Source organism: Massilia sp., from assembly GCF_032106685.1.
Taxonomy (GTDB): Bacteria; Pseudomonadota; Gammaproteobacteria; order Burkholderiales; family Burkholderiaceae_D; genus Telluria.
The window spans coordinates 125,943-144,243 of sequence record NZ_DAMCPG010000006.1 but is presented as its reverse complement, the minus strand read 5'-3'; the positions used below and the strand labels follow the sequence as shown (position 1 = coordinate 144,243).

Here is an 18,301-nt window from a genome sequence, read left to right as displayed (position 1 = left end):
TTTAGCGCGGCACGATGAAGGCCGCTTCCTCGCGCACGGCGACCGCCGGGTCGTCGAGCGCCGTGACGGTGAAGTCGATGCGGTGCGAGCCGGCCTGGCCCGCGCCGTCGGCGCGCACCCGCACCGGCACCGCGCGCGTGCTGGCGCCGTCGAGCGCGACGACGTCGGCGTCGACGATGCTGGCGCCGGCCATGCCGCTCACCGCGAGCCGGTAGCGGCGCGGCGTCTCGCTGGTGTTCATCAGCTGCAGGCGGTAGACGTTCTCGATGCGGCCATCCTCGGCCTCGCGTCCCATCGAGCCGCGGTCGCGGATCACGTCCACCTTCAGCGGCGTGCGCAGGGCCAGCGAACTGGTCATCGCCGCGACCAGCAGGCCCAGCACCGCGGTGTAGACCAGCACGCGCGGGCGCGCCAGGCGGCGCCGCACTTCGCGCGTGCCCCAGCCTTTGGCGAGCGCATTCTCGGTGGCGTAGCGGATCAGGCCCGCCGGCTTGCCGACCTTCTCCATCACGCCGTTGCAGGCGTCGACGCAGGCGGCGCAGCCGATGCACTCGTATTGCAGGCCGCGGCGGATGTCGATCCCGGTCGGGCAGACCTGGACGCACATGCTGCAGTCGATGCAGTCGCCGGTCTTGGCTGCTTCCGTGCGTGCGCCGTGGCCGCGCGGTTCGCCGCGCGCGCGGTCGTAGGTGACTATCAGGGTGTCCTTGTCGAACATCGCGCTCTGGAAGCGGGCGTAGGGACACATGTACTTGCATACCTGCTCGCGCATCCAGCCGGCGTTGCCGTAGGTGGCGAAGCCGTAGAACAGCACCCAGAAGGCTTCCCAGGGGCCGATGCTCCAGCTCGCGATCTCGCCCAGCAGCGTGCGCACCGGCGTGAAGTAGCCGACGAAGGTAAAGCCGGTCCACAGCGCCACCGCCAGCCAGGCCGCGTGCTTGGCGCCCTTCTTCCAGATCTTCTCGACAGTCCAGGGCTGGCGGTCGAGGCGGATGCGGGCGCTGCGCGCGCCCTCGATCTTGCGCTCGATCCAGAGAAACAGTTCGGTGTATACCGTCTGCGGGCAGGCGAAGCCGCACCACACGCGCCCGGCCACCGCGGTGACCAGGAACAGGCCGTAGGCGCAGACGATCAGCAGGCCCGCCAGGTAGATGAAGTCCTGGGGCCACAGCACCAGGCCGAACAGGTGGAACTTGCGCGTGCCGAGGTCGAACAGGATCGCCTGGCGGCCGTTCCACTGCAGCCAGGGCGCGCCATAGAACAGGATCTGCGTGAGCCAGAGGCAGGCCCAGCGCAGCGTGGCGTAGCGGCCCTTCACCTCGCGCGGGTAGATCTCCTCGCGCGCGGCGTACATCTTGACGACCGCTTCATGGGGGGCGTTCATTTTGCCGCTACCTTGTTCTCTTCAACCGTACCGGAGGCGGGATTCGACAGGCTCCACACATAGGCCGCCAGCACGTGCACCTTGGGTTCGCCCAGGAACTCGCCGAAGGCCGGCATGGTGTTGCTGCGGCCCTTGCGGATGGTTTCCATCACCGTGTCGGCGCTGCCGCCGTAGAGCCAGACCTTGTCGGCCAGGTTGGGGGCGCCCAGCATCGGGTTGCCTTCGCCCTTGGCGCCGTGGCAGGCGGCGCAGGCCATGAACTTCGGCTTGCCGAAGGCGACCTTCACCGGGTCGGCGGTCAGGCCCGACAGGCTGCGCACGTAATGCGCGACCGCCTCGATGTCCTTGTCCGAGCCGAGCGCCGCGCCCATCGGCGGCATCTGGCCGATGCGGCCCGCCATGATGGTCTTCTTGATGGTGTCCGGTTCGCCGCCATGCAGCCAGTCGGAGTCCGTCAGGTTCGGGTAGCCCTTGTTGCCGCGCGCGTCAGAGCCGTGGCACTGGGCGCAGTAGTTCAGGAACATGCGCTCGCCGATCGCGCGCGCCTGCGGATCGGCGGCGACCGCCTTCAGGTCCTGGCTGGCGTAACGCGCGAACAGCGGGCCGTATTCGCTCTCGGCCTGTTTCAGTTCGGCCTTGTAGGCGCCCGTGGAAGCCCAGCCGAGCTTGCCCGCATAGCTGCCCAGGCCCGGATACAGCACCAGGTAGCCGACGCCGAACAGGATGGTCAAATAGAACAGGCCCATCCACCAGCGCGGCATCGGGGTGTTCAGTTCGGTCAGGTCCTCGTCCCAGACGTGGCCGGTGGTTTTCTCGGGCTGGCCGTCCTTGCCGATCTTCACGCGAAAGCGCGACTGCGACCACAACAGGATCGCGCAGCCGGCGATCGAGGCGATGGTGATCAGGGCGACGTACCAGTTCCAGAAGCCGCTCGTGAAGTCAGACATGCTCGTCCTCCTTGTCGTCGGCGAAGGGCAGCGCCGCCGCGCGGTCGAAGTCGGCGCTGCGCTTGAGCAGGAAGGTCCACAGCACGATGCCCATGAAGGTGGCGAAGGAGACCACCGTCATCACGCTGCTCGCGCTGTCAAAGATTTGTTCGATAGCCATGTCAGTTCCTCGTCTTGATCTGGGTGCCCAGGCCTTGCAGGTAGGCGACCAGCGCGTCCTGCTCGGTCTTCCCGGTCACTTCGGCCGGTGCGTTCTTGATCTCTTCCTCGCCGTACGGCACGCCAAGCAGCTGCATCGCGCGCATCTTCGGCACGATCTCGGCCGGGTTCAGCTTCGTCTTCGCCAGCCACGGATAGCCGGGCATGTTCGATTCCGGCACCACGTCGCGCGGGTTGTCCAGGTGGGTGCGGTGCCACTCGTCGCTGTAGCGCCCGCCGACGCGCGCCAGGTCGGGGCCGGTGCGCTTGCTGCCCCACTGGAAGGGGTGGTCGTAGACGAACTCGCCGGCCACCGAATAATGGCCATAGCGCTCGGTCTCGGCGCGCAGCGGGCGGATCATCTGCGAGTGGCAGTTGTAGCAGCCTTCGCGGATATAGATGTCGCGGCCGGCCAGGCGCAGCGGAGAATAGGGCTTCAGGCCGGCGACCGGCTCGGTGGTGGATTTCTGGAAGAACAGCGGCACGATCTCGACCAGGCCGCCGAAGGAGATCACCAGGATCACCAGGCCGATCAGCAGCCAGGGATTCTTCTCGATCCATTCATGGGTAAAGTTTTTCATTGCTTTCGACTCCAGTTCAGGCGTGCGTCGGAACGCGGTTCTCGACGGCGCAGGCTTCGACGTGGGCAGCGTCATGCTGCGGCTTGTGCGGCTGCGGGATTGGCGCATCCACGTTGACGGTGCCGGCCAGGGTCTTCCAGGTATTGAAGGCCATCAGCAGCATGCCCGACAGGTAGAGGAAGCCGCCCGTGAAGCGGATCACGTAGTACGGATAGGTCGCCTTCACGCTTTCGGCGAAGGTATAGGTCAGGGTGCCGTCCGGGTTCACCGCGCGCCACATCAGGCCCTGCATCACGCCGGCGATCCACATCGAGGCGATGTACAGCACGATGCCGATGGTCGCCACCCAGAAATGCGTTTCGACCAGCTGCATCGAATACATCTGCTTCTTGCCCGCCAGGCGCGGGATCAGGTAGTAGATCGAGCCCATGGTGATGAAGCCGACCCAGCCCAGGGCGCCGGCATGGACGTGGGCGACGGTCCAGTCGGTGTAGTGCGACAGCGAGTTGATGGTCTTGATGGACATCATCGGTCCCTCGAAGGTCGCCATGCCGTAGAACGAGAGCGAGACGATCAGGAACTTCAGGATCGGGTCCGAGCGCAGCTTGTGCCAGGCGCCGGAGAGCGTCATCACGCCGTTGATCATGCCGCCCCAGCTTGGCGCCAGCAGGATCAGCGAGAACACCATGCCCAGCGACTGGGTCCAGTCGGGCAGCGCGGTGTAGTGCAGGTGGTGCGGGCCGGCCCACATGTAGGTGAAGATCAGGGCCCAGAAATGCACGATCGACAGGCGGTAGGAATACACCGGGCGCTCGGCCTGCTTCGGGATGAAGTAATAGACCATGCCCAGGTAGCCGGCGGTGAGGATGAAGCCGACCGCGTTATGGCCGTACCACCACTGGATCATGGCGTCCTGCACGCCGGCGTAGACCGAGTAGGACTTGAAGGCCGAGACCGGGACGACCGCGCCGTTGACGATGTGGAGCACCGCGACCGCGATGATGTAGGCGCCGAAGAACCAGTTGGCGACGTAGATGTGCTGGACCTTGCGCTTGACGATGGTGCCGAAGAAGACCACCGCATAGGCCACCCAGACCACCGTGATCAGCAGCGCGATCGGCCACTCGAGTTCGGCGTACTCCTTGCCGCGCGTGAAACCCATCGGCAGCGTGACGGCGGCCGCCACCAGCACCGCCTGCCAGCCCCAGAAGGTGAAGCTGGCCAGCTTGTCCGAGAACAGGCGCACCTGGCAGGTACGCTGCACCACGTAATACGAGGTAGCGAACAGCCCGCAGATGCCGAAGGCGAAGATCACCGCATTCGTGTGCAGCGGCCGCAGGCGGCCGTAGGACAGCCAGGGGATGTCGAAGTTGAGCGCGGGCCAGGCGAGCTGGGCCGCGATGAAGACGCCGGCGGCCATGCCGATGACGCCCCACACGACCGTGGCGATGGCAAACTGGCGCACGATCTTGTAGTTATAGTTTAGACTGCCTTCCAAGATATTCTCCCGATGGATTGACTGCGATCACAGCCGGGAGAGTAGATTTCTGGACCTTAAAAATCCTTGATGTGAATCAAAATGTTGTAGGGTGGGCACTCCGTGCCCACGCGGAACGATGAGCGGTGTTGGCGGGTCATACAGAACAAAGTTGGCGCTCGCAGTCGATCGACAAGCCACGGAGCGAATCGTCGAGGCCGCCGGTTCAGGGATGAACACGTAACGCGTGGGCACGGAGTGCCTACGCCGGCCGCGCCCACCCTACGCCCCCATACATCGACAGGAAAATCCCATGCCCATCTCGCAAGCCCTGCACGACGAAGTCTCGAAACGATTGACGCAAGCCCGTGAAGAAACCCTCGCCACCGTCCGCGCCCGTACCGACAGCGACGGCGACACGCCGCCGCCGATCGCGCCGGGCGCCCACATGGCCCAGGGCGACGACGCGGGCGAAGCCGAAATGACGGCCCACGACGAACAGCATTTCGCCGACCACGAAACCGCCCTGCTGCACGAGATCGACGCCGCCATCGGCCGCCTGGAATCGGGCGGCTACGGCATCTGCGTCTCCTGCGGCTGCGACATCCCGGAACAGCGCCTGCTGGCCACGCCGACGGTGCAGACCTGCATCCAGTGCCAGGAACGCATCGAGAAGGAAGGCCATACCGGGCGCGGGCCGACCATGTAAGGCTCAGCTTCCGGTCACATACACCGTCCGGTTCCTGCATACCGCCTCGGGCTGGGGCGCGCCATCGACGAAGGCGCGCGCGGCCTGTTCGAAGCAGGACGGCATCGTCCAGAGCACGAAGTGCGCGCCGTTCTCGACCGTCGTCACCTCGACCGGGCCGGCCTTGCGCAGCACCTCGACGTGGCGCAGCGCAGCGCCGTGCGGCGTTTTCGGGTCGAGCGCGGCCTGGATCACCAGCGTGCGCGGCAGGCGCGCCGGGGCGCGGTTGAACTGGGCGTCGCGCGCATATACCGGCAGGCCCGGCTCGACCAGCAAGGCCGGCAAGGAACTGACGAACAGCAGCTCCTTCTCTTCCGCCTTCACGTCCTCGGCGCGCATCCCGGGACGCAGGTTGTTCTCGGAGGCGCTGATCATCGACACCAGCGGGATCGAGGGCGGCGACTGCGGGAAGGACCCGAGCGCCGATGCCGCATACTCGATCGCGCCGATCGCATGCTTGAGCCAGCCGTCCTTCCCGGCATTCATGTCCTTGACGACGTACGGCATCATCGCGGCCGCCACCGGCACGTCGAGCATGCCGCCGAAGAAGCGCCGCAGGTTCTTGCCCGGCACCGCCTCGCGCAGGGCCGTATCGGTTTCCAGCCGCGCCAGCAGCCGGCGGTAGGCCGTCTCGGCCGGCTCTCCGATCTGGCCACGGCAATGCGCATCGCTGTCGCAGCGCCCGAGCCATGCGCGGCCGACGGCATCGGTCACCAGCGAGCGCCGGCTCAGGTCGGCCGTGGCGTCGTCCTGCAGCGGCACCAGCGAATCGAGCACCACGCCGTCGACGCCCTGCGCGCCCAGCGCCAGCGTGCGCAGCACCAGCTGGGTGCCGTAGGATACGCCGTAGACGAAAGTCTTGCCTGCCCGCGGGCTGCGCTCGAGCAGCAGCTTCAGGTCATGGGCGGCATTCGTCTCGGAGAACTGGCGCGCGTAAGCGGGGTTCTCGTTCAGGCGCCGGAAGCAGCTTGCCCATTCGGCGCCGGCCAGCGCCGTGCCGCCGCTCGAGCCGGGCGCTTCCTCGTCCGGGCACAGGCGCGTCGAGAAGCCGGTGCCGCGGTGGTCCGGCATGACCAGGTCGAAGCCGGGAAACGCCTTGCGCAACTGCGGCACCAGGCCGTAGAACGACGCGCCCGACTCGCCGGGGCCGCCGGCGACCAGCCAGAGCTGGCCGCGGGACGACCCCGCCACCGGAAACTTGCGCACGAAGAGCCGGACGTCGGCGGCCGGCGCGCCGGCCAGGCCGGATGGATCGCCCGGCACCTGCTCGAGCGCGCACAGGCTGCCGGCAAGGGCTGGATTGGCGGCGTCATCGTCGCAGGGCCGAAAATCGGCGCCCTGCGCGGCGCCGGCCGTTCCCAGGATCCATCCCGCCAGGACCAGGCGGCGCATCGGCTTCATCATCGTACCCTCGCAAGCTTGTAAAAAAATCTAGAGTAACTGCAAGGAAACTGATTGTCGAGAAGGGATTAATCTGTATGCGCGGCGCGGTCGTCGTCGCGCAGCACCCGCAGCGCCGGGCCTTCCAGGTCGTCGAACTGGCCGCTGTCGGCGGCCCCGAAGAAGATCCAGATCGCCACGGCGACCAGCACCAGGCTGAGGGGAATCAGCAGATACAGGGCTTCCATGCTTATTTCCTTAATCTGAGCGCATTGAGCACGACGATGGCCGAACTGGCCGCCATGCCGATGCCGGACAGCCAGGGGTTGAGCAGCCCGGTCGCCGCCAGCGGGATCGCGGCCAGGTTGTAGACGCTGGCCCAGGCCAGGTTCTGGCGAATAATCGCCAAGGTGCGCCGCGCGGTGTCGGCGGCGTCCACCAGCGGCAGCAGGCTGTCGCCGAGCAGCACGCCGTCCGCATGCAGCTGGGCCAGCGCCGCGCCGCCGCCCATCGCGAACGAGACGTCGGCGCCGCGCAGCACGGCGGCGTCGTTGATGCCGTCGCCGACCATCGCCACGACCGCCCCCTCGCCCTGCAGCCGGCGCACGAAGTCCAGCTTCTGGTCCGGCAGCTGGCCGCCCGCCGCGACCTTGACGCCGAGCCGGCTCGCCACCGCCGCCACCGTGCGCGCGTCGTCGCCGCTGAGCAGGACCACGGTCTTGCCGGCGGCCTCGAAGCGGCGCACCACCTCGAGCGCCTCGGGCCGCAAGCCGTCGGCGATGTCGAAGCGCGCCAGCCAGGCGCCGGCGCTGCCGAGCCAGACGGCGCTGCCCTCGCCGTCGGGCGCAAGCGGCGGCGCATCGCCCGCCAACGCCGCGACGAAGGCCGCCCCGCCGAGGCGGTAGCGCAGGCCGTCGATCTCGCCCTCCAATCCCTGCCCGACCGTGTAGGCGACACCGCTGGCCTGGGCCGTCGCCGACGGCGCCGCGGCGCGGATCGCCTGCGCCAGCGGGTGGGCGCTGCCCGCTTCCAGCGCGGCGGCGATCGCCAGCGCCCGGTCCGCGTCGACGCCGCCGAAGGTGTGCGTCGCGCACAGCACCGGCCGGCCCAGGGTCAGGGTGCCGGTCTTGTCGAACACGACGTGGGTGGCGCGCTCCAGCGTTTCCAGCGTGTGCGGGCTCAGCGCCAGCACGCCACGGCGCAGCAGGCGATCGGTGGCCGCCGCCAGCGCGGTGGGCGTGGCCAGCGACAGCGCGCAGGGACAGGTCACGACCAGCACCGCGATCGCCGCCGGCCAGGCGCGGGCCGGGTCGATCATTTGCCAGCTTGCGAACACGAGCGCGGTCAGCACCAGCAGCGCCGCGACCGACCAGGCGGCCACCCGGTCGGCCCACAGCGCCAGCGCCGGCTTGCCCTGCCCGGCTTTCTCGACCAGGCGCACCAGCAGGGCCAGCGTGCTGTCGCGCGCCGCCGCGCCGACGCGCAGCACCACCGCCTGCGCCACGTTCACCGCGCCGCCGGGCAGCGTGTCGCCCGGCCCCATGCGGCGGGTGCGGCTTTCGCCGCTCAGCAGCGACAGGTCGGCCTCGGTCTCGCCTTCCAGGATGACGCCATCGGCCGGCGCCGCCTGGCCCGGCGCCACCAGCACGACGTCGCCCGGCCGCAGGCTGCCCGCCGCCGCCAGTTCGGTGGCGCGGCTGTGCGGATAGCCCGGCATGCGCAGGCTCGATGCCGGCATGCCTTCCTGCAGGGCTTCGAGCGCACCGGCCGCGCGGCGGCGGGCCAGCAGCTCCAGGTAGCGGCTGGCCAAGAGCAGGAACACGAACATCGTGATCGAATCGAAATAGACCTCGCCCTGGCCCTTGACCAGGGCCGCGGTGCTGCCCACGAAGGCCGCGGCGACGCCCAGCGCCACCGGCACGTCCATGCCCGGCACGCCGCGGCGCAGGTCGCGCCAGGCCCCAAGAAAGAAGGGCAGCGCCGAATAGCACACCGCCGGCAGCGTCAGCAGCAGCGAGGCCCAGCCCATCAGCGCGGCCATGTCGGCGTCCATGGTGCCGTCGGTGGCCATGTAGACCGGGAACGCGTACATCATCACCTGCATCATCGACAGGCCGGCGACGAACAGTTGACGGAACAGCTTCTTGCGCGCCCGTTCCAGCTGCTCGCCGTGGCGCCGCGCGTCGTAGGGATAGGCGGTGTAGCCGATCGCGCGCAGCGCGCGCAGGATGTCGCTGACCTTGCACCGCGCCGGATCCCAGCGCACCTGCAGGCGCTCGGTGCTGACGTTCAGCAGCGCTTCGCGCACGCCCGGCACGGCCTGGATGCGGCGCTCGATCAGCCAGACGCAGGCGGCGCAGCGGATGCCTTCGACCGTGAGGCCGCCCTCGCCGGTGTTGCCCGCATCGTCGAACAGCGCCAGCTCGGGCGCGTCAAGGCGCTCGACGGTGGCGCCGTAGCCGCTGCGGGTCTCGTAGTAATCGGTGCAGCCGGCGTCGACGATGGCCTGGGCCGCCGCGGCGCAGCCGGGGCAGCACATGGCGCGTTCGACGCCGCCGACCGTCGCACGCCAATGCCGCACGGTCGGCGACGGCGGCGGCAGCGCCAGGCCGCAGTGGAAGCAGCCATCCTGCGCGATGGCGCCCCCGCTGTCCGGCAGGCTGCCGTCCCTCATGGAGCCACTCCCGGCGTCACGCACAGCGTGTGCAGCCAGCTCGGCGGCAGGCCGCCCGCGGCGCGCGCCAGGCCCAGCACGCCGAAACCCAGCACCAGCGCGCCGCAGGCGATGCGTACCGCCGGCAGGCGCAGCCAGCCGCGCAGGCGGGCGCCAAGCAGGCCGAGCGCCAGCATCATCGGCAGCGTACCGAGTCCGAAGGCCAGCATGGTCAGCGCGCCCGAGGCGGCCGAGCCGCTCAGCATGGCGGTCACCAGGACGCTGTAGACCATCGCGCAGGGCAGCCAGCCCCAGAGCGCGCCGGCCGCAACCATGCGGCCGGGCGTGTCGGGCGGGCCGATGCGCTTCAATTGCGGCTGCACCCGGCGCCACAACCACTGCCCTGCCCGCTCGACGTGGGCGATGCCGGACCAGGCGCCCATCAGGTAGAGGCCCATGGCGACCAGCATCAGGTTCGCGAGCCAGTAGGCGCCGGCCTGCAGCAGGGGCAGGCCCGAGAGCGCGCCCGCGCCTTGCGCCAGGCCGCCCGCAAGCGCGCCGGCCGCCGTGTAGCTGGCGATGCGCCCGAGGTTGTAGGCGGCCACGTTGACGCCGGCCGGCGCGGCGGCCACCGGACGCAGGGCGATGACCGCGGCGCCCGCGCCCGTGCCCGGGCGGCGCGGCGCGAACGACAGCGCGCCGACGATGCCGCCGCACATGCCGGCGCAGTGGACGCTGCCGAGCAGGCCCACCACGAACACCGGGAACAGGCTGACGCTCATGGTTTCAGACGGTGCGCGAGTAACGTGGCACTGCGGGCGGCGTCATGGCCGGCGCCGCCAGGTAACGGTCGAACACCATGCAGACGTTGCGGATCAGCAGGCGTCCGCGCATCGTCACCGAGATCCAGTCGCCCTCGATGCTCACCAGGCCGTCGCGCTCGAGGTGGCGCAGCACCGCCATCTCGGCCGCGAAATACTGGCCGAAGGCGATCGGGAAGGCCTGCTCGATGGCGGAGACCGACAGCTCGAACTGGCACATCAGCTTCTGGATCACGGTGCGGCGCAGCAGGTCGTCCATGCCCAGCGCGATGCCGCGCACGACGGGCAGTTCGTTGTTGTCCAGCGCCTCGTAGTACGCCGCCAGGGTCTTGGCGTTCTGGCTGTAGGTGGCGCCGACGGCGCTGATGGCGGACACCCCGCAGGAGATCAGGTCGGCGTCGGCATGGGTCGAGTAGCCCTGGAAGTTGCGGTGCAGGCGGCCCTGGCGCTGGGCCACGGCCAGGTCGTCGTCCGGCTTGGCGAAATGGTCCATGCCGATGTAGACGTAGCCGGCATCGGTCAGGCGTTCGATGCACAGCGCCAGCATGCCCAGCTTCTCGTTCGACGAGGGCATGTCGGCCTCGAGAATGCGGCGCTGCGGCTTGAACACGTGCGGCAGGTGGGCGTAATGGTAGATCGAGATGCGGTCCGGGCTGGCATCGATCACCTTCTCGATGGTGACGGCCATGCTTTCCAGGCTTTGCTTCGGCAGCCCGTAGATCAGGTCGATGCTGACCGAGCGGAAGCCGGCGTCGCGCGCGGCCCCGATGATGGCGCGCGTATCGAGCTCGGGCTGGACCCGGTTCACCGCCTTCTGCACGTCCGGGTCGAAGTCCTGCACGCCCAGGCTGATGCGGTTGAAACCCTGGGCACGCAGGCTGTGCACGCGCGCGGCGGACACCGTGCGCGGATCGACCTCGATCGAATACTCGCCCGCTTCGTCGGGCGCGAAGCGGAAGCTGCGGCGCAGGTGGGCCATCAGCTCGCCCATCTGCTCGTCGCTCAGGTAGGTCGGCGTGCCGCCGCCGAAGTGCAGCTGCTCGACTTCGTTCATGCCGGCGAACAGCCCGGCCTGCATCGTGATCTCGCGCTTCAGGTAGCCGAGGTAGGTCGCGGCCTTCTCGCGGTTCCTGGTGACGATCTTGTTGCAGGCGCAGTAATAGCAGACCGTGTCGCAGAACGGGATGTGCAGGTAGAGCGAAAGCGGGCGGGCGCCGCCGCGGGTGCGGACGGCGGCGACGGCGTGCAGGTAGTCGCGGTAGTTGAAGCGGTCGTCGAAGCGGTCCGCCGTCGGGTAGGAGGTGTAGCGCGGGCCGTTCTTGCCGAGGCGCTGGATGAGTTCGGGGTCGAATTCGACGGTTTTCGCGGCCACGACCGGCGGGATGCGTTTGGACGCGAACGGGATTTCCTGGTGAAGCATGTTGAGTGACTCCTGCTGCCTGCCGTGCCGCACGGCGCGGCACAGCTGATGGCAGGAGTCTATTGATGCACGTCGGCAAAATCCTTGACTTGCATCAAATCCGGCGGAGCCAGGCCCTCTATTCCCGGCCCAGCTTGAACACCGACAGCGCCTGCCCCAGCTGCGCCGCCTCCTCCGCCACGTTGGCCGAGGCGCTGGCCGACTGCTCGACCAGCGCCGCGTTCTGGCGCGTGATCGCGTCGAGTTCGGCCATCGCCGCGTTCACCTGGGCGATGTCGCCGCCCTGTGCGCGGCTGGCCAGCGTGATGTCATGCATGATGGTGGCGGCCTGCTGCACCGAGGAGACCACCTCGCGCATGGTTTGGCCGGCTTCGCCCACCAGCGCGTTGCCCTGGCCGACTTTGTGCACCGAGTCGTCGATCAGGGCCTTGATTTCCTTGGCGGCGCCGGCCGAGCGCTGGGCCAGGCTGCGCACTTCGCCGGCGACGACGGCGAAGCCGCGCCCCTGCTCGCCCGCACGCGCTGCTTCGACCGCGGCGTTCAGGGCCAGGATATTGGTCTGGAAGGCGATGCCGTCGATCAGGCCGATGATGTCGACGATGCGGGTGGCCGAGGTGCTGATCTGGCCCATGGTGCCGCCGACGCGGTCCACCGCATCGCCGCCGCGCCCGGCCACGTTGGCCGCGGCGTCGACCAGGCCATCGGCGCGCTGGGCGCTGTCGGCATTGCGGGTGGCGGCCGCCGCGATCTGGTCGAGGCTGGCCGCGGTCTGCTCCAGGCTGGCGGCCTGGGCTTCGGTGCGGCCGGCCAGGTCCGTGTTGCCGGCGGCGATGTCGCGCGTCGTCTGCTCGATGGTGTGGACGTTGCCGCGCACGTCGCCGACGATGGCGCGCAGGTTGACGTTCATCTGGCGCAGCGCCAGCAACAGCTGGCCGATCTCGTCGTCGCGGCCGACCTCGACCGAGTGCGACAGGTCGCCGCCGGCCAGTGCGTACACGGTATCGGTGGCGTGGCGCAGCGGCGCCACGATGCTGTGGTGGAGTTGCGCCCAGGCGGCCAGGGTGCCGAGCACGCCCAGGCCGGCAAGCAGGCGCCACGGCGTACCGTCCGCAGCCACGCCAAGCAGCGCCAGCAGCACGGCCTGGCCCCCCATGACCAGGCCGAGCCGGCGGCCCAGCGGCAGCCGGCGCAGGTCGCGCAGGCGTCCGGCCAGGCCGGTCTTCACCCCCTGGCCGCCGCGGATCGCCAGCTGGCCCTGCTGGCCGGCGCGGAACTTGCGGTACAGCGCATCGGCGGCCTCGACCTGTTCGCGCGTCGGCGTCGTGCGCACCGACATGTAGCCGATCACCTGGCCGCGCTCCTTGACCGGCACCACGTTCGCCACCACCCAGTAGAAGTCGCCGTTCTTGCGGCGGTTCTTGACCATGCCGGTCCAGGGGCGGCCGGACTGCAGGGTGCGCCACATGTCGGCGAAGGCTTCGGGCGGCATGTCCGGATGGCGCACGATGTTGTGGGCCTTGCCCAGCAGTTCTTCTTCGCCGAACCCGCTGACTTCGATGAAGCTCGGGTTGACGTAGGTGATCCGGCCCTTGGTGTCGGTCTTCGAGACGATCGACTGGCCTTCCTTCATCCGGTATTCGATCCCGGTGACCGGCAAATTGGTACGCACTGCGCTCTCCTTTGTTTCCGTACGGCAAATATCCAAGGGCGGATTGTACGCGAGCATGTGTACGCCATCACGAAAACTTGCCCCAACCACAATGGCAGAAGCGCAAACGACGCGCTTTCGTACCGTTGCCGCAACGCTGTATACAGAGTGATAAGATTGCCGGATGGATAACCTGACCCATTCCCTTGCCGGCCTTGCGCTGGGCGAACTGACCCACCGCCTGCTGCCGCCGGAGGCCGATGCCGGGCGCGCCGGCACGCGCCGCCGCCTGCTGCTCGCCTGCGCGGCCATTGCCAGCAATTTCCCCGACCTCGACCTGGTGCTCACCCCGCTCGCCGCGGAGCCGCTCGGCTATTTGCTGCATCACCGCGGCCACACCCACACCCTGCTGTATGCCCTGCCCCAGGCGCTGCTGCTGGCGGCGATCTGGCTGCTGTGGCCGGCCGCGCGCGCCCTGCTGCGCGCCAGCCCGCAAGCGCGCCTCGGGGCCGGCGCCGCCATCGTTCTCGGCCTCCTGCTGCACTTCGGGATGGACGCGATGAACGTCTACGGCATCCATCCGTTCGCGCCGTTCGACCCGCGCTGGTTCTACGGCGACATTGTGTTCATCGTCGAGCCGGTGTTCTGGGTCGCGCTCGGGACGCCGCTCGCGGCCCACGTCGCGCGGCCCTGGCTGCGGCGCACCTTCCTGGCGCTGCTGCTGGCGGTGCCGGGCCTGTTCGCGCTGGCCGGCTTCCTGCAGTGGGGCTCGTTCGCCGCGCTGGCGGCGATCTGGCTGCTGTCGTCCTGGCTGACCCGGCGCGCGAGCGAACGCGGCGCCCTGGTCGCCGGCGTGGCGCTCGTGCTCGGCTTCGTGCTGGTGCAGGCGGGCAGCGCGCGCCTGGCGCGCGAACAGGTGGCGGCGTCCCTGCGCCAACTCGACCCGGGCGCGCGCATCCTCGACACGGCGCTGTCGGCCTTTCCCGCCAATCCCTTGTGCTGGACCGTCATCAGCGTGACCGGCGGCGGCGACGAGTACCGGGTGCGGCGCGGCGTGCTGAGCCTGGCCCCCGGCGTGACGCCGGCGGCGTCCTGCCCCTTCATGATCCACGGCGAATACGTCGGCCAGGCGCCCGGCGGGCTATCCTGGACCTGGGAAGAGCGCGGCTCGACGGCGCGCCTGCGCGCGCTGCGCGCGTCCGATTGCCGCTTCGACGCCTGGCTGCGCTTCGCGCGCATGCCGTCGGTCAGCGGCGGGGTTGCCACCGACGTGCGCTACGCGCCGCGCGGAGAGCGGAATTTCTCGAGCCTGCCCTACGCGCGGCAGGCGCAGGCGGGCACGCCCTGCCCGTCGCCCGTGCCGCAGTGGGGATACCCACGCGCCGATCTACTCGGCCTGCATTAAATTTGCGCAAGCGGACCGGGCTGTCAAGTCAACATATTGTCGCGTTGGTAACACGATACGTCGATTTCAATTGTCGGGCGTACAACTCCCGCAATGCGGTATGCTTACCTCCGGTTACACGGCGGCGCCCGCACGGTGCGGGGCAAGCATCCGCGCTCGCGGATCGTCGCGGCTCGTGCCAGGAGAATGGATGACCCCGAAGCGCCTACTCTGCATTGCCCCCGACAGCCCCGGCGCGGCCGCCATGTTGCGCGCCGACATGCCCGACTGGGAGATCCGCGCTGTCGCCAGCCTCGACGAAGCGCGCTCGGCGCTGCGCCAGGAAGCCTATCTCGTCGGCCTGCTGGTGCACGTGATCGGCGCCCGTCCGCATCTCGAAGTCGACCGCTTCCTGCGCCAGCACAGCCAGGTCCAGTGGGTCGGGGTGCTGCGTGTCGAAACCCTGGTGATTCCGGCCTGCCGCGACCTGGTCGCCGACTACCTGTGCGACTACCACACGGCGCCGCTCGACATGCGGCGCCTGGTCCACACCCTGGGCCACGTGCACGGGCATGCGCTGCTGCGCCGGCCGCGCCCGCGTGCCGGCTCGGCGCCCTCGGCCCTGATCGGCAGCTGCGAGACCATGCAGCGCCTGCGCAGCCAGGTCGAACGGGTGGCCAAGGTCGATGCGCCGGTGCTGATCTGGGGCGAGAGCGGCAGCGGCAAGGAGCTCACCGCCCAGGCCATCCACCGCCAGTCGCTGCGTGCCACCGGGCCGCTGGTGCCGATCAACTGCGGCGCGATCGCCCCCAACCTGATCCATTCCGAGCTGTTCGGCTACGAGCGCGGCGCCTTTACCGGCGCGGCGCGCGACAAGGTCGGCCTGATCGAGTCGGCCAACGGCGGCACCCTCTTCCTCGACGAGATCGGCGACCTGCCGAAGGACCTGCAGGCCAACCTGCTGCGTTTCCTGCAGGACAAGACCATCATCCGCCTCGGCGCCACGCGCGCCATTCCGGTCGACGTGCGCGTGATCTCGGCCTCGCACGTCAACCTGCAGCAGGCCGTGGCCAGGGGCGACTTCCGCGAAGACCTGTACTACCGGCTGTCGGTGCTGCCGGTCACGGTGCCGCCACTGCGCGAGCGGCGCGAAGACCTGGTCGAACTGGCCGAGCACTTCTTCCACCTGTACGCGGCCGACCGGCCGGCGCGCCTGAAGGGCTTCAGCAGCAAGGCGGTCACCGCGATCACGGCCCACAGCTGGCCGGGCAACGTGCGCGAACTCATCAACCGCGTACGGCGCGCGATGGTCATGGCCGACGGCAAATGGATCGAGCCCGACGACCTCGACCTGGCGATGCCGTCGCCGCCGATCGAGGCCGTGCTCGACGACGCCCGCTGCAGCTCCGAGCGCCTGGCGATCCGCGCCTGCCTCGACCGCAGCGGCCAGAACGTCAGCCGCGCCGCGCGCGACCTCGGGGTCTCGCGCACCACGATGTACCGCCTGCTCGCCAAGCACGGCATGCGGCCCTGAGCCGCCACGCCTCCCCCATCCCCCGCACCCGCTCCTTCTTCCGTGGCGCGCCGCGCTGACGGCGGCCTGCGCACGCGCCTGTAGGAGCGCGTCCAGGCGCGGCGTCGGCGCGGACTGTCACGCGCCGTATGCATGGCGGGTGAACACTTCGCCGCAGGAGTGTCCACTGCCAGGCGCGCGAAACGGCACACAACTGTTCCATATCCGGTACACCCACCACGCATTAAATTCCTGACAACAATGACTATCCGCAATTTTGACATTTCCTAGTGGACTTGTGCTGAAAATTCAATAACTTGAGGATATTTCCTCCCCGCTGGCATCGGTCTTGCATAAGGCGCTGTAGCTGGTACGACTGCCAGTCGGAACTCAACCACACACCCTAGGGGAATTTGCATGAACAAGACCTTGCTCGTTACCGCCCTGTCGCTCGCTTTTGGCCTGAACGCCCATGCCCAGACGACGGACCCGACCACCGACTCTTCGACCACCGTCACGCAGAGCGGTAGCGGCCAGACTGCCAACGACGGCGGCACTGCTTCCTTCACCGACAGCTCGACCGTCACCACGACGACCACGACCGACAACTCGAATCAGGGCAACGACGCGTCGATGCGCGACAACTCGAACCAGGGGAACGATTCGTCGACCAACACGACGACCACGACCACCGACAATTCGAACCAGGGCAATGACTCGTCGATGCGCGACAACTCGGGCCAGAACCGCAGCTCCGGCAGCGCCACGGCGAGCGAGCAGGCGGCGGCGGCGGCCAACAACGGCGGCACCGCTTCTTCGAGCATGGCCAATTCGTTCAACACCTCGAGCGCGACCGCCACCAGCTCGCTGAACGGCAGCGTCAGCGGCAACGCGATCAGCAACATCGGTAACGTCGCCAGCAACACCGGTGGCGCCAACGGCGCTGGCGCAACCGGCGGCGCCGGCGCAAACGGCATGGGCGGCAACGCCAATGGCGACGGCGGCGCGGGCGCGGCCGGCACCGGCGGCCAGGCGGCCTCGGGCTCGACCGGCGGCAACGCCACGAGCGGCAACACCGGAAATGCCGACGCGATGGCTGGCGGCGCCACCGGCGGCGCAGGCGGCGCGGGCGGCGCGACCGGCAACGCACAGAGCGGCTCGGGCGCCGCAGGCGGCGTCGGCGGCCTCGGTGGCGCAGGCGGCTCGAACGGTAACGTGGCAGGCGGCAACGGCGGCAACGCCGGCCAGGCCATGGCAGGCACGGGTGGCGCGGGCGGCGAAGCCGGCGCAGCCACGGGCGGCAGCGGCGGCAACGGCGCCGAAGGCGCAATGGGCGGCAGCGGCGCCTCGGGCGGCGGCGTGACCGTCGGCGACGCGTCGAGCAGCGGCGACTCCTCGGGCGCCGGCAGCTCCAGCGGCGGCAACATGGCCTCGAGCGGCAGCGGCGCCGGCACTCCGGACAGCACCGGCGGCGCCAGCGGCTCGGCTGAAGGCGGCTCGTCCAGCAGCACTGGCGGCACCGTGACCGGCGGCGGCAACACCGCCACGGCCGGCACCGGCACCGGCGGCGCGGGCGGCGCGGGCGCGGCCGGCGGCAACGGCGGCACTGCGGGTTCGGGCGCGATGGCCTCGACCACCAGCGGCGCGGGCGCGGCAGGCGGCGCAGCGACCGGCGGCACCGGCGGCGCGGGTTCGGGCGGCAGCTCGACCGCCGGCTCGGGCGCGGCTGGCGGCGCGGGCGGCGCAGGCGGCAGCACCGGCCTGGCCTCGAACACCTCGGGTTCGGGCGCGGCCGGTGGCACGGCCACCACTGGTTCGGCCACCGGCGGTTCGTCGACCTCGGGCAGCGCCACCGCCGGTAACGGCGGCGCGGGCGGCACCGGCGGCACCGGCACCGGCGGCGCCGGCGGCATGGGCGGCACCAACACCGCCGGCACCGGCACCGGCGGCATGGGCGGCTCGGCGACCGGCGGCAACGGCGGCACCAACACCGTCTCGGCAGGCACCTTCGACATGTCGAACGCGATGTCCAGCGTCGGCCAGTCGGCTGCCGGCATCATGGTGATCAGCCAGAACAACGGCTTCTCGTCCCTGATCCAGCAAAGCGTCAACGTGCAGTCGAACATGCAGGTTGGCCCGTAATCGCC

15 protein-coding genes are annotated in these 18,301 nt (G+C 69.6%); 4 read left to right on the top strand and 11 right to left on the bottom strand.

Going from position 1 to position 18,301, the window contains the following annotated elements; genetic code table 11:
- Nucleotide 1: 1 nt before the first annotated feature.
- The 5 genes from ccoG to ccoN are packed head-to-tail and all read right to left on the bottom strand — an operon-like array spanning nt 2 to nt 4,608.
- Complete coding sequence (gene ccoG, locus RT688_RS06140) at nt 2-1,384, bottom strand: cytochrome c oxidase accessory protein CcoG (RefSeq protein WP_313703957.1); 1,383 nt, start codon at nt 1,382-1,384, stop codon at nt 2-4.
- A complete protein-coding gene (gene ccoP, locus RT688_RS06135; RefSeq protein ID WP_313703956.1) occupies nt 1,381-2,331 on the bottom strand; it encodes a cytochrome-c oxidase, cbb3-type subunit III in 951 nt (316 codons plus the stop codon). Before ccoP ends, ccoG begins: the two co-directional genes overlap by 4 nt.
- Nucleotides 2,324-2,491, bottom strand: coding sequence for a cbb3-type cytochrome oxidase subunit 3 (locus RT688_RS06130; protein WP_313703955.1), 168 nt, complete (start codon nt 2,489-2,491; stop codon nt 2,324-2,326). The genes ccoP and RT688_RS06130 overlap by 8 nt, the downstream gene beginning before the upstream one ends.
- A gap of 1 nt (nt 2,492) precedes the next feature.
- Nucleotides 2,493-3,110, bottom strand: coding sequence for a cytochrome-c oxidase, cbb3-type subunit II (gene ccoO, locus RT688_RS06125; RefSeq protein ID WP_313703954.1), 618 nt, complete (start codon nt 3,108-3,110; stop codon nt 2,493-2,495).
- Between the two features lie 16 nt (nt 3,111-3,126).
- Nucleotides 3,127-4,608 carry a cytochrome-c oxidase, cbb3-type subunit I gene (gene ccoN, locus RT688_RS06120; protein ID WP_313703953.1) on the bottom strand — a complete coding sequence of 494 codons (1,482 nt, stop codon included), beginning with the start codon at nt 4,606-4,608 and terminating at the stop codon, nt 3,127-3,129.
- A gap of 292 nt (nt 4,609-4,900) precedes the next feature.
- Between ccoN and RT688_RS06115 the strand changes: the two genes are divergently transcribed.
- On the top strand, nt 4,901-5,296 hold the full coding sequence (locus tag RT688_RS06115) for a TraR/DksA family transcriptional regulator (protein ID WP_313703952.1): 396 nt from the start codon (nt 4,901-4,903) through the stop codon (nt 5,294-5,296).
- Nucleotides 5,297-5,299: 3 nt separating this feature from the next.
- Here RT688_RS06115 and RT688_RS06110 read toward each other — a convergent pair whose 3' ends face one another.
- The 6 genes from RT688_RS06110 to RT688_RS06085 form a co-directional block, all read right to left on the bottom strand.
- On the bottom strand, nt 5,300-6,739 hold the full coding sequence (locus tag RT688_RS06110) for an alpha/beta fold hydrolase (protein WP_313703951.1): 1,440 nt from the start codon (nt 6,737-6,739) through the stop codon (nt 5,300-5,302).
- Between the two features lie 65 nt (nt 6,740-6,804).
- On the bottom strand, nt 6,805-6,963 hold the full coding sequence (ccoS, locus tag RT688_RS06105; RefSeq protein ID WP_313703950.1) for a cbb3-type cytochrome oxidase assembly protein CcoS: 159 nt from the start codon (nt 6,961-6,963) through the stop codon (nt 6,805-6,807).
- A gap of 2 nt (nt 6,964-6,965) precedes the next feature.
- Nucleotides 6,966-9,389 (bottom strand): heavy metal translocating P-type ATPase, encoded by a 2,424-nt coding sequence (locus RT688_RS06100; RefSeq protein WP_313703949.1) that lies wholly within the window; start codon nt 9,387-9,389, stop codon nt 6,966-6,968.
- Nucleotides 9,386-10,150: a sulfite exporter TauE/SafE family protein gene (locus RT688_RS06095; RefSeq protein WP_313703948.1), complete on the bottom strand. Its 765-nt coding sequence runs from the start codon at nt 10,148-10,150 to the stop codon at nt 9,386-9,388. The genes RT688_RS06100 and RT688_RS06095 overlap by 4 nt, the downstream gene beginning before the upstream one ends.
- Before the next feature lie 4 nt (nt 10,151-10,154).
- Nucleotides 10,155-11,609 carry an oxygen-independent coproporphyrinogen III oxidase gene (gene hemN / locus RT688_RS06090; protein WP_313703947.1) on the bottom strand — a complete coding sequence of 485 codons (1,455 nt, stop codon included), beginning with the start codon at nt 11,607-11,609 and terminating at the stop codon, nt 10,155-10,157.
- A 118-nt stretch (nt 11,610-11,727) separates the two neighbouring features.
- On the bottom strand, nt 11,728-13,278 hold the full coding sequence (locus tag RT688_RS06085) for a methyl-accepting chemotaxis protein (protein WP_313703946.1): 1,551 nt from the start codon (nt 13,276-13,278) through the stop codon (nt 11,728-11,730).
- Between the two features lie 163 nt (nt 13,279-13,441).
- Between RT688_RS06085 and RT688_RS06080 the strand changes: the two genes are divergently transcribed.
- The 3 genes from RT688_RS06080 to RT688_RS06070 all read left to right on the top strand — a co-directional run bounded on the left by RT688_RS06080 (nt 13,442) and on the right by RT688_RS06070 (nt 18,296).
- Nucleotides 13,442-14,662 carry a metal-dependent hydrolase gene (locus RT688_RS06080; protein WP_313703945.1) on the top strand — a complete coding sequence of 407 codons (1,221 nt, stop codon included), beginning with the start codon at nt 13,442-13,444 and terminating at the stop codon, nt 14,660-14,662.
- 190 nt (nt 14,663-14,852) lie between these two features.
- Nucleotides 14,853-16,175, top strand: a complete 1,323-nt coding sequence (locus RT688_RS06075; protein WP_313703944.1) for a sigma-54 dependent transcriptional regulator — start codon at nt 14,853-14,855, stop codon at nt 16,173-16,175.
- A 396-nt stretch (nt 16,176-16,571) separates the two neighbouring features.
- A complete protein-coding gene (locus RT688_RS06070) occupies nt 16,572-18,296 on the top strand; it encodes a hypothetical protein (RefSeq protein WP_313703943.1) in 1,725 nt (574 codons plus the stop codon).
- Nucleotides 18,297-18,301: the final 5 nt, after the last annotated feature.

Coding starts and splice junctions, on each gene's coding strand:
- ccoG (WP_313703957.1), bottom strand. CDS start 1,384: ATGAACGCCCCCCATGAAGCGGTCGTCAAGATGTACGCCGCGCGCGAG.
- ccoP (WP_313703956.1), bottom strand. CDS start 2,331: ATGTCTGACTTCACGAGCGGCTTCTGGAACTGGTACGTCGCCCTGATC.
- RT688_RS06130 (WP_313703955.1), bottom strand. CDS start 2,491: ATGGCTATCGAACAAATCTTTGACAGCGCGAGCAGCGTGATGACGGTG.
- ccoO (WP_313703954.1), bottom strand. CDS start 3,110: ATGAAAAACTTTACCCATGAATGGATCGAGAAGAATCCCTGGCTGCTG.
- RT688_RS06115 (WP_313703952.1), top strand. CDS start 4,901: ATGCCCATCTCGCAAGCCCTGCACGACGAAGTCTCGAAACGATTGACG.
- RT688_RS06110 (WP_313703951.1), bottom strand. CDS start 6,739: ATGATGAAGCCGATGCGCCGCCTGGTCCTGGCGGGATGGATCCTGGGA.
- ccoS (WP_313703950.1), bottom strand. CDS start 6,963: ATGGAAGCCCTGTATCTGCTGATTCCCCTCAGCCTGGTGCTGGTCGCC.
- RT688_RS06100 (WP_313703949.1), bottom strand. CDS start 9,389: ATGAGGGACGGCAGCCTGCCGGACAGCGGGGGCGCCATCGCGCAGGAT.
- RT688_RS06095 (WP_313703948.1), bottom strand. CDS start 10,150: ATGAGCGTCAGCCTGTTCCCGGTGTTCGTGGTGGGCCTGCTCGGCAGC.
- hemN (WP_313703947.1), bottom strand. CDS start 11,609: ATGCTTCACCAGGAAATCCCGTTCGCGTCCAAACGCATCCCGCCGGTC.
- RT688_RS06080 (WP_313703945.1), top strand. CDS start 13,442: ATGGATAACCTGACCCATTCCCTTGCCGGCCTTGCGCTGGGCGAACTG.
- RT688_RS06075 (WP_313703944.1), top strand. CDS start 14,853: ATGACCCCGAAGCGCCTACTCTGCATTGCCCCCGACAGCCCCGGCGCG.
- RT688_RS06070 (WP_313703943.1), top strand. CDS start 16,572: ATGAACAAGACCTTGCTCGTTACCGCCCTGTCGCTCGCTTTTGGCCTG.